This window comes from Selenomonas sp. (genome assembly GCF_052169755.1).
In the GTDB taxonomy this organism is placed as follows: domain Bacteria; phylum Bacillota; class Negativicutes; order Selenomonadales; family Selenomonadaceae; genus Selenomonas.
Window position 1 is genome coordinate 17,616 of the sequence record NZ_JBQNBV010000008.1, and the last position, 14,280, is coordinate 31,895.

General features: G+C 60.3%; 10 protein-coding genes. All 10 read right to left on the reverse strand.

Features of this window, described 5'->3' with window-relative positions:
- Positions 1-2 precede the first annotated feature (2 nt).
- Positions 3-3,062, reverse strand: coding sequence for an AAA family ATPase (locus ACTTKG_RS01420; RefSeq protein ID WP_442672478.1), 3,060 nt, complete (start codon positions 3,060-3,062; stop codon positions 3-5).
- Entirely contained in the window at positions 3,059-4,222 is a 1,164-nt protein-coding gene (locus ACTTKG_RS01425) for an exonuclease SbcCD subunit D (protein WP_442672479.1), read from the reverse strand. The genes ACTTKG_RS01420 and ACTTKG_RS01425 overlap by 4 nt, the downstream gene beginning before the upstream one ends.
- Positions 4,223-4,237: 15 nt before the next feature.
- On the reverse strand, positions 4,238-5,731 hold the full coding sequence (gene panF, locus ACTTKG_RS01430) for a sodium/pantothenate symporter (RefSeq protein WP_442672480.1): 1,494 nt from the start codon (positions 5,729-5,731) through the stop codon (positions 4,238-4,240).
- Positions 5,728-6,000 carry a YhdT family protein gene (locus ACTTKG_RS01435; RefSeq protein ID WP_442672481.1) on the reverse strand — a complete coding sequence of 91 codons (273 nt, stop codon included), beginning with the start codon at positions 5,998-6,000 and terminating at the stop codon, positions 5,728-5,730. Before ACTTKG_RS01435 ends, panF begins: the two co-directional genes overlap by 4 nt.
- Positions 6,001-6,293: 293 nt before the next feature.
- Positions 6,294-8,162, reverse strand: a complete 1,869-nt coding sequence (locus tag ACTTKG_RS01440) for a diguanylate cyclase (protein ID WP_442672482.1) — start codon at positions 8,160-8,162, stop codon at positions 6,294-6,296.
- A gap of 167 nt (positions 8,163-8,329) precedes the next feature.
- Positions 8,330-11,398 (reverse strand): efflux RND transporter permease subunit, encoded by a 3,069-nt coding sequence (locus tag ACTTKG_RS01445; protein ID WP_442672483.1) that lies wholly within the window; start codon positions 11,396-11,398, stop codon positions 8,330-8,332.
- Entirely contained in the window at positions 11,395-12,471 is a 1,077-nt protein-coding gene (locus tag ACTTKG_RS01450; RefSeq protein WP_442672484.1) for an efflux RND transporter periplasmic adaptor subunit, read from the reverse strand. Before ACTTKG_RS01450 ends, ACTTKG_RS01445 begins: the two co-directional genes overlap by 4 nt.
- 32 nt (positions 12,472-12,503) lie before the next feature.
- Complete coding sequence (locus ACTTKG_RS01455) at positions 12,504-12,959, reverse strand: MarR family winged helix-turn-helix transcriptional regulator (RefSeq protein WP_442672485.1); 456 nt, start codon at positions 12,957-12,959, stop codon at positions 12,504-12,506.
- Between the two features lie 129 nt (positions 12,960-13,088).
- Entirely contained in the window at positions 13,089-13,373 is a 285-nt protein-coding gene (locus ACTTKG_RS01460) for a hypothetical protein (RefSeq protein ID WP_442672486.1), read from the reverse strand.
- 49 nt (positions 13,374-13,422) lie between these two features.
- On the reverse strand, positions 13,423-14,235 hold the full coding sequence (locus tag ACTTKG_RS01465; RefSeq protein WP_442672487.1) for a diaminopimelate epimerase: 813 nt from the start codon (positions 14,233-14,235) through the stop codon (positions 13,423-13,425).
- Between the last annotated feature and the right edge of the window lie 45 nt (positions 14,236-14,280).

Below are 14,280 nucleotides of genomic sequence, written 5' to 3' on the forward strand. Positions count from 1 at the left end.
TCCTACCCCACGATAAACCGCGCCCGACTGCCGTCTTCCCCCTTTTCCACTTCAAGGCGCACATCGATGCGGCTTTTCAGTTCTTCGACATGGGAGATGATGCCGACGAGGCGGCCGCCTTTTTGGAGATCCATCAAGGTTTTGATCGCAAGGTCGAGGGTTTCGGCGTCGAGAGTGCCGAAGCCTTCGTCGATGAAGATGGTATCGAGACGAATGCCGCCGGCGTAGCTGGTGACGACGTCGGCAAGCCCCAAGGCGAGGGCGAGGGCGGCGAGGAAGGATTCGCCGCCCGAGAGCGTCGCCATTGGGCGTGCGCAGCCGGTATTCTCATCGAAAACTTCGAGATCCAGTCCTGCGCTCTGCCTTTTATCGGCGACGCCTTCTTTGCGCTCCAAGCGATACTGCCCATGCGTCATGCGCAAAAGACGCTGATTCGCCGCATCGATCACGTCGGCGAGAATCGAGCGAAGCACATACGTCTGGAAGTGCATACGATGAGCGTTCTGCCCAGCGGCGACTTCCGAGAGTCTGCCCGTCGTACGATAGGCTCTATCCATAGACGCCGCTTCGGCGGCGAGCTTTTGCAAAGTGGTTTCCCGCCCCTTGCGCTCTTTGATCTCCTGCGCCAAGGCGGCGGCTTCGCGCGTACTCTTGCTCCATGCGAGCGCCGCTTCTTCCCTCGCCGCTTTGAGCTTGACAAGATTCGGTGCAAAAAGCCCCGCCGCTTCTGCGGCGGCTTTTTTTTCCGCCTCGGAGAATGCCGTCTGCGCGTCCTCGTAGGCGCGGATGCGCTCCGCCACCTTCCTTCGTCCATCGGCGGTCGCAAAAGCCCCCGTAAGCACGGCGCGAAACGCAGCTTCATCGGCAAAGCCCGCGCCCGCTAAGCGCTCGGCGAGGAGCGCGGCGCTCTTTTTTTCTTCTTCTTCTGCAAGCGCCTGCGCCTGTTCTGCCGCCTTGGCAGCGGCGCAGGCGGCGGCAAGCGATTTTTCTGCCTGTGTCAGAGCATCCTGCGCCGCCGCCCGCGCTCTCTCCCGCAAGGCAACGTCACGCTCCGCTGACGCAAGCATCTTGGCCAACGCTTTCGGCTCACGGTATGCTTCGGGCAGAGACGCACACTTTTCCCGCAGCACGCCCGCCGCCTGCGCCGCTTCGCTCTTGGCGGCCTCTTCGCTCTTCGCCGCTTCTTTTTCCGCGGCTTCGGCCTGCGTCAGCTTGACGGCAAGCGTTTCACGTTCGCGGGCGGCTTCTTTCTGCGCCTGCCCAGCCGCTCCTGCCGCTTGGACTTCTGCCTGCAAAGAGGCGATGGCGGCGGCAAGACTTTCCGCGTCCTCACGCATCTGCGGCAGCGACTTCTTCGCCGCTACAAGCTCGCCGCAGACAGCGGCGAGGTCGGCTTCCGCCGCCGCCTGCGCCTTTTCCGCCGCCGCGCGCACTTGCTCCGCTTTTTCTGCCGCCGTACGCGCACGCTCCACTTCCGACTTTTCCGGTACGACGGCTTCGCTGAACGCCGGCTGCGGATGCAGCGTCGAACCGCAGACGGGGCAGGCTGCCCCCTCTTTCAGATCTCGCGCCAGAAGCGCCGCCTGCCCTTCCATATAGACAAGCTCCAAAGCACGCTGGCTCTTTCGCTTCGCTTCTGTCTCCTGCATCGCCTGCGCCGCCTTTTCGCGTGCGCTCTCGGCAGTCTTTTCCGCCTGCGCTGCGCGCTTCTCCAAGACAGCGAGGTTCTGCCGCAGCTCGCGCTCTTTTTCCTTCTGCGCGAGCGCCAGAGAAAGCCCCTCGGCTTTCGCCGCTTGTTCCGCCAGTTCCTTCTCACGCGCACTGAGCGCAAGGAGCGCGGCAGCGGTCTCTTCCCGCGCCGTTTTTGCCTTCGCTGCCTTTGCCGCGGCTTGCCGGGCTGCATCCTCGCAGATCTTCAACCGCTCTGCCGCCTGTGAAAGCTCCTGCGCGAGCACGCCGTACTCGGTGAGCTTACGCACCTTTTCCTTCTGTGCAGCCAGCTCCGGCTCACGCTCTTTCTCCCGCGCTGCCGCTTCTTCGGCGCACTGCTTCTCAGCTGCCGCCTTTATTCTGCTCTTTTCTGCGGCTTCACGCTCGATTTCACGCGCTTTTCGCTTCTCGCGATCATGCGCCGCGCTGTTCGCTGCATCTTCGAGCTGCGCTGCACGCTCCGCCTCACCGAGCTGTACGCGAAAGCGCTCGACATCGCCGCGCTTCTTCTCATGGTCAGCGAGCGCCGTACGCGCCTTTTCCCAGCGCATCAGAAGTTCCGCTTCACGGATGCCCTTTTGCTCCGCTTTCTGCGCCGCTTCGTGCGTTTCTCGCCGCGCCTCTGCCTCTTTTTCCAGCGCAGCGAGCGATTTTCTTTTCTCCGCGCTTACCGCGATGTGTGCCTCAAGCGTCTCTTCCCCGCTGCCTGCGAGAAGCGCCGCCTCTTGTACGGCGATTTCCCTGCGGCGCGTTTCCATCGCCTTGGCGCGCGCCTTCAAAAGCTCTTCCAGTCGGCGATAGCGCTCCGTCTTGAAGAGCATCGCCAGAAGCGCTTCCCGCTCGTCCACCTTCGCCGTCAAAAGATCGCGGAACGCGCCCTGCGGCAGCAGAACGACCTGCCGAAACTCCGCAGGGCCGAAGCCCAGAAGTTCCGTCATCTTCTGCGTCACGACAGACGGACGCTGCGCGAGTACGCGCTCTTCGTCCCCTGCGACCTGCCAGAGCATCGCCGAAGCCTGCACCGAGGTCATCCCCGAGCCGTCTTTCTTCATGCGCTCATAGGATGGCGTGCGGCATATATGATACGTCCGCGTCCCCAAGGCGAAGAGGAAATCAACGCTTGTCTGCGCTTCGCGCGGCGCTTCGTCCGTGCGCATCATCGTACCCGTGCGCCCCGCCATGCTCGCCTCGCCATAAAAGGCGAAGCAGATCGCATCGAGCAGCGTCGTCTTGCCCGAACCTGTGCGCCCATGAATGAGAAAGAAGCTGCGCCCGGAAAGCTCTGTGAAATCGACGACGGTCTTTTTCTCATACGAGCCGAACGCTTCCAAGGTCAATCGCAGCGGCTTCATGCTTTCGCCTCCCTTTCCTCACGCAAAAGCGCTTCGAGTACATCAGAAAGCTCCTTCTTCTGCGCCTCGTCGAGCGCTTCGCCCGTCATGTCGGCGAAAAACTCGCCGAAAAGCACATCGTCGGGGCGATCGAGCTTCTTTCTTCCCTGCTCGCGCACCGTACCCGCCTGCTCCATGAGTCCGGGACGCATGACTTGCAGGACGTTCGGATAAATCGTGCGGAGCTTGCCGTGCGCGTCGAGCACAGGGCCCTTGTCCATAAGCTCAACAGCGGTGTAGTCCTCGCTCTTCGGGAAGCGAGCGCGGTCTTCGAGGATTTCCTCAAGCGTGCCGCGCACGACGCGAAGATCGTGCGGCGCGGCGAGCGCGACTTCCTCGATGGTCACGGAGCCGTCGGCGGCGAGATCGACGACCGTCGCGCCCTTTCGCTGCGCCGCCTCGCTGAACGAATACTTCATGAGCGAGCCGGCATAGCGGATGTTTGGAGCGCCCGCCTGCTGCGGCGCATGAAGATGCCCGAGCGCCGTATAGGAAAAGGGCGCGAAGCACGCCGGATGCACGGAGTCGGAGCCGCCGACCGAGAGCGGGCGCTCCGACTCGGACGATGCGCCGCCCGCGATGAACGCATGGGCGACGGCGACGCTGCGGCAGCCCTTCGGCACGCACGCCGCCGCCCGCGCGACGGCGAACGAAGTCGCCTCGTCAAAGCCCGCGAGGTCTTCCGCTTCCTCGCCGTAGGCAAAGCGCACCGTCGCCGGCTCCATATAGGGCAGAAGCGAAAACGCGACCTTGCCGCAGGCATCGTCCAAGACGACAGGCGGCGCGTCCGCATAGAGCTGCCCCGCGACAAAAACACCGCCCCCTGCAAGGAGGCGGCTGCCGAAGCCAAGACGCGCCGCGCTGTCATGGTTGCCCGCGATATAGAGCACCTTGCACCTTTCTTCGAGCAAAAGCCGCGAAAGCACGTCGTCGAAAAGCTCGACCGCTTCGACGGGCGGCACGGCGCGGTCGTAGACGTCGCCCGCGATGACGACGGCTTCGGCGCGTGCGTCTTTGGCGAGATGCACAAGCTCGTCGAGGACGCGCGCCTGATCGTCCGTCAGATGGCGGCCGAAGAAGAGCCGTCCGAGATGCCAATCGGCGGTATGAATGAAGCGCATGGGAAATTTTCCTTTCTACTTCTCACTTTCGTCGGGAAAGAACACGCGAAGACGCTCGGCGGCGGTCGGCTTGCCCATGTATGCACCGAGCAGGAAAAAGACAAGCGACGATGAAAGCCCCAGCACGATGGGGTGCAGACCGAACACATGAATCTTCATCGCCTGCGCCGCGCAATAGACGATCGTGCCGCCCGCCATCGAAAGCATCGCGCCCATACAGTTCGCACGCCGCCAGTAAAGACCGAAGAGCATGACCCAGAGAAACGCCGTCTCAAGGCCGCCGAAAGCGAACATGTTGATGAGCCAGATGAGGTTCGGCGGCGAAGCGGCGAGGAGAAAGACGAGTGCGCCGATAAGGACGGTCGACGCCATCGACAAAACGCGCAGGCTGCGCATCGAGGGCACACGCCCTTTTTTCATCTTCTCGTGCATATAGACGTCCTTGATGATCGCCGACGAGGCGACGATCAAAAGCCCCGAAATCGTCGAGATCGAAGCCGCCAGAGGACCGATGATGGCGATGCTCGCGAGAGCAGGCGGCATTGCGTGCGCAATCGCCTGCGGGATGATGTTGTCCACCGTGCCGTAGTCTGTCACGGGACCTGTCAGCACGCCGTGCGCGAGGATTCCCGTGAAGTTGACGCCGATGTTCATAAAGCCGATAACGAAAGTGCCGATGAACATCGCCTGATGCAGCCCGCGCGTGTCGCGGTAGCTGATACCGCGCACGACGGACTGCGGCAGCGCGATCGTACATATCCCGACGAGCAGCCATTGCGTGAAATAGAGACCGAGCGGCATATCTCCCGCCGCCAAAGGCGCAAGCATCGCCGGATGGTCACGCTCAATCGTCTCCAAGATCGCCCAATAGCCGCCGCCCGCCTCAAGCACGAAGTAGAGGAGCAGCACGATGCCGATCATCATCATGACGGCGCACAGCGTATCGGTCAGGGCGACGGCGCGGAAGCCGCCGATCGCCGTGTAAAGGACGACGACGGCGCCGAAGAGCACAAGCCCCGTAAAATAGCTGTAGCCCGTGACCGCCTCGAAGAGCTTCGCGCCGCCGACGAACTGCGCCGTCATCGTGCCGAGGAAGAAGAGTACAATGACGAATGCGGAAAGGTTCGCGAGCATATCCGAACCGAAACGCGCACGAATGATATCGACGATGGTCACGGCGTCGAGCCGGCGCGAGAGCAGCGCGACACGCTTGCCGAAGATGCCGAGCACGAGGAAAATTGCCGTGACCTGCACGACTGCCATATAGATCCAGCCGAAACCGACCTTCCACGCCATGCCGGGACCGCCGACGAAGGAGCTGACAGAACTGTACGTCGCGACCGTCGTCATGGCGAGCACGAAGCCGCCGATCGCACGGTTGCCGATGAAGTACTGCGAGACGAATCCTGCGCCGCCGTTTTCACGGCGCACGCGCACGGCGAAACTGACAGCGAGCATCAGCCCCATGAAAGCGAGGAGCGGCACGAGAACACCGAGCTTTTCCATCATGCGCCGCCCCCGTTCTCATCCGCATCATCGAGCGGCATATCACGAAAGACGAAGCGCAGCAAAAGCACAACGATGACGAGCGCCATCGCCCATGTGCCGAACGTGCCCAAGACGACCCATAGCGGCAGACCCACGATGCGAATGCTGCCGTCGAGGAAATACGCCGTGCCGAAGCCGGCGAAGAGCCAATAGACGATGAGCGCGGCGAGTGCCAGTCCTGTGGCTATGGCCTCGCGCCTTACCTGGCGGTACTTTTCTTTTCTTGTCATCTCCAAAATTCCTTTCTTTCGGGGAAGAGCCCCCATGTATCCGCGGGAAGTCCCGTCGGATCGTTAAGGACGCACGCATAAACTCGGTCTCGTCATCCGGCAGATTTTTCCGCCCGCTCTGCGGCGGCAAATCCTCCGCAGAGCGCAGATGTCTGCATCCGGCGACCGAATGAGCGGCGGTTTCTGAAACCGCTGCCGCGAAAATAAAAACAAGAGCCGCCTGCTCTGCAAATCTCCGCAGCATACAGCCGTCTCTTGTTACTTCTTCATTCGTATGATATTCTCCTGCCGGCTCAATGCACAGATACGCTTTCCGCGCATTTCGTCGCTTCCAGACTGACCGCCAAACTGCCCGGCTCCTCGACTTTCACGCCGTTGCGTCCCTCCATCTTGGCGGCATAGAGCGCATCGTCCGCACGCTTCAAAAGCGCTGCAGACGTATCCTTATCCGCGCCGTGCCAGCTTGCGACGCCGACGCTGCAATGAATCTCACGATAGTGGCACAAAGAAGCCTGCGCCACCCGCGCACGCAGTTTTTCGGCGAACTCGCCCGCCTCGCGCAAATCGTAATGCAGGCACAGAATGATGAACTCCTCGCCGCCCCAACGAATCAGCAAATGGCGGCGGTCTAAGGCGCTGCGCACCTCGTTGGCGAAAGAGCGCAGCACATGATCGCCCTCATCATGTCCATAGGCGTCGTTGACGCTCTTGAAAAAGTCGATATCGAGCATGATGACAGCCAAGTTGCCGTCCGTGTTCTCCGCCACCCGCACCCACTCCGCGAATGTCGTCGAGAACTTGTAGCGGTTGAAGCATCCCGTCAGCGGATCGATCTGCGCCTTTTCCTGCGCCGCCATGACCTCATGTTGCAGAGAATCCCGCGCCGCTTCGTTGCGCAGATCTTCACGGATGCGCATACGCATCGTACTGAGGAGCAGAAATACGAGGGACAGCAGTCCAAACGGCGTGATATACATATTCCAGTCAATGAGGCGATAATAGAACCACAGGCTGTCAAACATCGAAAGCGGAATGATGACAGTCAGCGGCACGAGCGCTATGCGGCAGTAGCGGTTGCCCCGCCGCCCCTCCAGCCAGAGGACGTATCCGACCCACGGCGAAAGAACGAGCATCAGCGGGAAAAACAGCCCCAAGCAGCCGAACATCATGCCGCGCACAATGAAAATCTCGCCGAGGATCGAAAGGAGCAGCAAGAAGATATGCGGTACGACCAAAAGCCGCATCGTGCGGCGCTTTTCCTCGGGCAGAAGCTCTGCGAAAAAGAGGATGGCAAAAATCGCGAAGCCGTACGTCGTCGGCAGCTGCACATACCACCAAAACTCCGGCCAGTCGAGCAGGAAATACTTCGCGTTCATCACGCTGACCATCCACAGCGCATAATCCGCAAGAAAGCACAAAAGATACCGATAGGCACGCTGCTTTCCTTGCAGCGTGATACAATAAAGCGTCACGATGGCGCCCATCAAAAAAACGAGCGACAGTCCGAATACGAGCGGCAGATCGGCAAAAAACAGCTCCGCCACACTCGCACGCATATCGCGCAGACAAAGATGCTCAAAGTTGCCGAGATCATGCGCATGGAACGAGTGCATACCAAATACGAGACAACGCCCCGCATAGTGCGCAGGCAGCGGCACGAGATGCCATCGCGTACCGTACTCGTAAGACTTTTCTTCCATAGAGCCGTACTCGTAGATCATCTTGCCGTCGAGCCAGATGCATACCGACTGATTCGTCGTCTTGAAAAAGAGCGCCATCGAGCCGTACTCTTCCTCGGGCAGACGCACCGTCATCCAGATATAGCGTGCGTCGCGTGAAAGGAGCGGCGCGCCGGGATAGTCGATGCGATTCCACCCGTCGGCGCCCTTTTGCGCGGAAGCCAGCAAAGCTTCCTGCCGGCGCTGATCGAGCGGCTCGGCGCTCTGCCAATAAAAAAGCTCATCCGGCGCTGCCTCTTCAACAGCAGACTGCTGCGCCGAAAAGACTGCCATCTCATCAAAGTCCGGCATAAGCGCATGGGCATCTGCGGACAACGCAGACTTGGGCAAAAGAACGGCAGGCGCCAAGGACGTCCCGACGAACACCAGTGCGAGAAAGATCGAAACAGCAAGCGCCGCAAGCCAGTCCTTTTTCAAAAACACGCTCGTACGCCGCCTTTCCTGCACTGTCCTAAACTACAGGCGCCAATGTCGCTTCATAGACATTGTACGCCGCCCCTACAGAAGTATAGTCAATCGAGAATAAAACTCTGACCTTTCTGCCATAATATATCATAAGGCAGTACCAAAGTCTAGATATGCAGAAATATTTATTTTCCTTCCGATCGCACACATACATCCTGCTGCACGCGATAGACAGCGACGTACATGACGGGCAGTACGAGCAGCGTCAGCACCGTCGCCACGAAAAGACCGCTCGCGATCGCGACCGCCATCGGTCCCCAAAACGCACTTGTCATCAGCGGAATCATACCGAGGATCGCAGCGGCAGCCGTCAGCATGATGGGACGGAAACGCAGCACGGCAGAGTCGATGACCGCCTGCCACGGCGCCTCGCCCGCTTCGATATGCTTCTGGATCTGGTCGATGAGGATGACGGAATTTCGTATAATCATGCCCGAGAGCGCGAGTATGCCGAGGTCGGCGACGAAGCCGATCGGCTCGCCCGTGAGGAACATGCCGCAGGCGACGCCGATGATGCCGAGAGGAGCCGTCAGGAGTGTGATGACCATAGCACGCCCCTCGCGCACCTGAAAGATCAGAAGCGTCATGATGATGAAGATCATCGCTGGCACGGGCACGAGCAGATACGCCATCGAGTCCTGACTGTTGGCAAGCGTGCCGTCCGGCTCAATGGCATAGCCTTGGGGCAGCCCCTCCCGCAGCTCCTTCGTCGCCTCGTACGCTTTCTTCGCCGCATCCGTCGCTGTCCCCGCGAAGATATTGGCGCGCACGGTCACGGCAGGCTGCAAGTTGCGCCGCCATATAACGCCGTTTTCCGCGCCGTAAGAGATCTTCGCGACCTGCGCGAGCGGCACATAGCCCGCCTGCGGCAAATAGATCGGCGTCTCCCCAAGGCGGGAGAGATCGCTCCTGTCCTCTTCTTTGAGCCGCAGCACGATGTCCACCGTGCGGTCGCCCTCGTAGAGTTCCGCCGCTTTCACTCCCGTAAGCTCCGTGTAGAGCGTCTGCTGCACCATTTGCGTCGAAAGTCCGAGCGCCTTGAGCTTGTCCTGATCGAGCGCAAGGTGCATGACCTTGCTCTTCTCCTGCCAGTCAAGATTTATGTCGTATGTGTTCGCATCGCCTGCCACAATGTCGGCGACATCATTGGCGAGCGCCATGACCTTCTCTTTGTCGGGGCCTTCGACGCGCAGCATGATCGGGTACGCCGCAGGCGGTCCCGTCTGGATGAACTTGAGATTCGAGCGCACATTCGGGAAGTTTTCTGCAAGCTCCGCACGAATCTTTGCCGTCAGTTCCTCACGCGACTCCTTGTCATTCGCGACGATAATGAACTGCGCGTAGTTTTCTGCCGCCAGAACCGGCTCGAAAGCCAAGACGAAGCGCGGCGCACCCTCGCCCACATAGGCGGAATAGTTCCTGTACTCCCCCTTCAGTCCATCGAGAAAGGCGGCGAAACGACTTGCTTGCTCCTCTGTATTTTTCATGGACGAGCCTTCGGGAAGGCGCATCTCAACGATGATTTCCGGGCGCAGCGACGGCGGAAAGAAGTCCTGCCGACAAGCACCGAGGAGCGCGATGGACGCAGCAAAGACAAGCGCCGTCGCGATCAGCACAGAGCGTCGATGCGCGAGGAACGCTTCAAGCACACGTCGAAAGGTACGATAAAACCATCCTTGGTAAAGTACCGTCTCGCCCTCTTTATTGCGCTTCGGCTTGATGCGGATGAGATGATAGCCGAGAAGCGGCGCGACCATGACGGAGACGATCCACGACAAGAGAAGCGCCGCCGCGATGACGGGAAAAAGCGAGGCGCAGAACTCCGCTGACATGCCCTTCGAAAAAGCGACGGGGATGAAACCCGCGCAGGTGATGAGCGTGCCCGTCAGCATGGGCAGCGCCGTCGCGCGAAACGCATGTGCCGCCGCAGAAAAGCGGTCATGCCCCTCTTCGAGCTTGACGCTCATCATCTCGACGGCAATGATCTCGTCATCGACCAGAAGCCCGAGCGAGATGATGAGCGCACCCAAGGACACCTTCTGCAAGTCGATGCCCGCGCCGTACATGAAGAGAAACACACCCGTCAGGACGAGCGGGATGCAGCAGGCGACGACGAACCCCGTGCGAAGCCCGAGCGTCAAAAAGCTCACAGCGAGCACGATGACGACGGCTTCTCTGAGCGTATCGACGAAATCGTCGATGGATTCTGCGACGACCTGCGGCTGATCGGAGACTTGATGGATCTCCAAGCCAAGCGGCAGATCGTCCTTGAGCGCGGCGATCTTCTTCTCCAGATCATCGCCGAGCGTCAGGATGTTGCCGCCCGGACGCATAGAAACAGCGACGCCCACGGCAGGCGCACCGTCAAAATACATCTTCGGCGCGGCGGGCTCGGCATAGCGGCGCGTGACACTCGCGACGTCGCCGAGGCGGAAGGTGCGCCCGCCGGCTCTGATCGGCAGCGCACGGATCGCCTCAATGTCATCGAAAGCGCCCGAGACGCGCACATAGACGTTGTCCGTCTGCGTCTCAATCATCCCCGCAGGCGTCATCTCCTCCTGCGTGCGTATGGCGGCGAGGATGGCGTCCGGCGGTATGCCAAGCTCTGCGAGACGCTCACGCGCCGCTTCGACGTAAATCTTCTCCGGCTGCACGCCGATCAATTCGACCTTCTGCACATTTTTAACGGTGAGCAAGGCGCGGCGCGTCTTTTCCGCCTGCTCGCGCATCTCCTCGTAAGACCAGCCGTCGCCCGTCACGGCGTAGACCGAGCCAAAGACATCGTCAAAACGGTCGTTGTAGTAAGGGCCGTAGACGCCGACGGGCAAACCGCGCTTTTCATCCTCGCAGAGATTTCGCACATCGCGCCACGTCGGACGGATATTCGCCTTTGGCACGTCGTCGTTAAGCGTCACATATATGACCGCCTGACCTTCGCGCGAGTAACTCGTGATCCGCTTGAGACCCGGCACATCCTGCAGCTTCCTCTCGATCTTGTCCGTGACCTGCTCTTCCATCTGCTGCGCCGTCGCACCCGGCCAAGCCGCTGAGACGACCATCTGCCGAATCGTGAAGTCGGGATCCTCCATCCTGCCAAGCTTTTCATAAGAAAACATGCCGCCGAAAAATACGATGATGATGAAGTACCAGACCAGCCCCTTATGCTTTAAGGAAAGTTCCGTCAGATTCTTCATGGCGCATCCCCCGTCCGCACCTCATCTCCCTCGCGCAGCTTATGAACGCCTGCCGTCACGACGAGCGCACCGTCGGGGACGCCTCGAACGAGCGCATCGTTGCCATCATAGCCGTCGACTGCAATCGCCTGCAAAGTCACTTTGTTGTCTTGACCGACAAGCCAAACGCAGGGCGAATCGCCCGTTTGATAGACGGCGGAAAGCGGCAGATGCACAACCGGCGGCGACACTCTTCCAACAGCCACATTCGCCGTCATGCCGAGCGCCAGTCCCGCAGGCGGCGCAGGCAGAGCGACGCGCACACGGTAGGTACGCGAAACAGCATCCGCCACCGGCGCGACCTCTCGCACCGTACCGGAAACGGACGAAGCGCCGAGCGCCCAGAAGGAGACGGAGACCTCCCGCCCCGGCGGCACATCGGCAAGACGATCTTCGGGCACAGCGATCTCGACTTCAAGATCGCCCGACTCGACGAGCGTCAAGACCGTCTGCCCCGCCGCAACCACCTGCCCTGCCTCCGCCAAAAGAGCCGAAACCACGCCTGCGGAATCGGCAGTAAGCTCCGTGTAGGAGACGGCATTGTGCCCTTCCGCCGCCTGTGCGAGCGCCTGCCGATAGCTCGCCGCCGCCGCTTCATAGCCCGTCTCATACTGATCGAGCAGAGCGGCGGGCACTGCCTGCGCCGCATAAAGCTCACGGTAGCGTGCGACATTGACCTCTGCGAGATCGAGCTGCGCCTTTGCCGCATCGACCTGCGCATCCGCCTGTCTCGACTTCTGCACGATGTCGGAAGCGTCGATGCGCAGGAGAGCCGCCCCCGCCTCCACACGGTCGCCCACGTTGACCGAGCGCGCGATGATGCGTCCGCCGACCTGAAACGCCAGATGCTTCTCGTAGCGGCCGCGCACACTGCCCGCATAGTTCACCGTGCGCGCCGCCTCATTCGCTGCGACGCGCTGTGTGCGCACCAAGGGAGCCTGCACATCCTTCGGCGGCGCATCGCCGCAGCCTGCCGCGAGAAAGATCGCCGCTGACAAAAGAAAAGCAGCCGCTTCTCGTCCCCCATATCTCACATCGCTTCCTCCTCTCGTCTCCTTCCGAAATCTCAGCGCATCGTCTTACCGATGATCTCCTGAAAATCTGCCTCCGATGATCGCTGCGCCAACACCTGAAAGTTGCGCGCCACACTGTCAACATCCTGCGGCGACAACGTGTCAATCAAATAATTGACCCAACAGTTCATGACGGACATCAAAAACGTATGCTGCATACGACCATACTCCGTCAAGCGAATGCGCTTGATTCGCCGATCCTCCGCATCCTTCTCGCGACAGATAAAGCCTTTCTGCTCAAGGAGCTTCAGCGTTCGCGCCACAGCGGACTTATCCGTATGAAGCACCCGCGACAAATCCTCCTGACTGACCCCCTCGCAGTCGAAAAGACGCAGCAAAACAACATACTCCGAATAAGTAATCTTCAACGGACGACATGCCTCCAACACATAGCTGCGCGAACGCCCGTCCAAAACAGAAAAACATCGCGCCACCTGCAAATTCTCCATAGAAATTCCTCCATCGCATCCTTGCTCTCCTCGTGCAGACGGCGAGCGTCATTTCCATTCAGCAACAAAAACCTTTTTGTTGATTATATCAACATTTTCCTTATATTTCAACAAAACGGCGCGCTCTGCTCATTTCTGTGCGGCAGATGCATGACCCGTCGGAAACGCATCATGCTGTTCCCCCTCCGCCGGATCCGTCGTCTCTATCCAACCATTGTCATCCACCAGCGCATCCCATACCTCATGCAGAGCGTCCAAATCCTCATAGAAATCATCATGGGAGCATTCCATTGCATCGGGAGCGTCGTACTTATACAGATAGATTCCATCTTTTGTCGTATGAAGCATGATCTTATAAATGATTTCCCCGCCATTACAGCGAACCGGCTCCTTGAGCACTGCGTATTTTCTCATCTTTGCACCTCCTTGAATGCCATATCGCCGGCACGAATTTCCCGATTCCTTACCGCGCAACACCTGCAAGCTCCACCTTGCCACGACAGGAAATGAGCACCTCGCCTTCGAGAAAAAGCCGAACGCCGCGCTCGACAAAAAGCGTGCCGCCCGGCTGCTCCACGGCGATGCGCTTGTCCGCGCTCCCTTCGGCAAGCGCGAGCGCGAGACTGCCTGAGCCGCAGGCACGCTCGAATACACGGCTCTTCGCACTCGGCACAGCGACGTAAGGGCGAATGCGAAAGCGATCGCATCCCATGCGCTCAAACGGCACGACGCCGTAAGCATCGGCTTTTGCCTCACGCATTAGAAATGCAAGCATCTCGTCGTAACCCGCCGCCGAAAGGTCTGCGGCTTCGACGACGAGATGCGTGATGCCCGATAAGGCGACGCATGTCGCCGCACCGCCTAAAGCAGTCGCTCCAAGGGATTCCCGCTCAAGCGAAAGCCGCCGCAGCTCATGCGCCTGCGGCATCTCGACCCGCGCCAGCCAGCGTCCCGCGCCGAGATGCCGCGCCTCTGCATGAAGCGGCGCAGCCGCGCCCGAGCATTCGACGAAGAACGGCGACGCCGCCCCCTCAGCTGCCGCCAGAGCCGCCGCCGAAAGCGTCGCATTACCGCAGAACTCGCCGCCCGCCATCTCGACGCGAAGAAGCGCCTCCCCCGTGTGCGGCGCGACGAGGAAACCCGCCTGCTCCGCCGCCAGATGATCGTAGTCCATCGCCTCGCATAAGAGCGCGGCGTGCGCATCCCGCGCAGCTTCGCCACGCAAAAATACCGTCGTATTTCCCAGCGGACTCAGCTTGATGAAATCCAGTTCCATGATCCGTCTCCCAAAACCTCAAGATACAGCAAGGCTGTGCGCCAG

Excerpts from the sequence above, each read along its gene's own strand:
- ACTTKG_RS01420 (WP_442672478.1), bottom strand. The coding sequence starts at position 3,062 with ATGAAGCCGCTGCGATTGACCTTGGAAGCGTTCGGCTCGTATGAGAAA.
- ACTTKG_RS01425 (WP_442672479.1), bottom strand. The coding sequence starts at position 4,222 with ATGCGCTTCATTCATACCGCCGATTGGCATCTCGGACGGCTCTTCTTC.
- panF (WP_442672480.1), bottom strand. The coding sequence starts at position 5,731 with ATGATGGAAAAGCTCGGTGTTCTCGTGCCGCTCCTCGCTTTCATGGGG.
- ACTTKG_RS01435 (WP_442672481.1), bottom strand. The coding sequence starts at position 6,000 with ATGACAAGAAAAGAAAAGTACCGCCAGGTAAGGCGCGAGGCCATAGCC.
- ACTTKG_RS01445 (WP_442672483.1), bottom strand. The coding sequence starts at position 11,398 with ATGAAGAATCTGACGGAACTTTCCTTAAAGCATAAGGGGCTGGTCTGG.
- ACTTKG_RS01455 (WP_442672485.1), bottom strand. The coding sequence starts at position 12,959 with ATGGAGAATTTGCAGGTGGCGCGATGTTTTTCTGTTTTGGACGGGCGT.
- ACTTKG_RS01460 (WP_442672486.1), bottom strand. The coding sequence starts at position 13,373 with ATGAGAAAATACGCAGTGCTCAAGGAGCCGGTTCGCTGTAATGGCGGG.
- ACTTKG_RS01465 (WP_442672487.1), bottom strand. The coding sequence starts at position 14,235 with ATGGAACTGGATTTCATCAAGCTGAGTCCGCTGGGAAATACGACGGTA.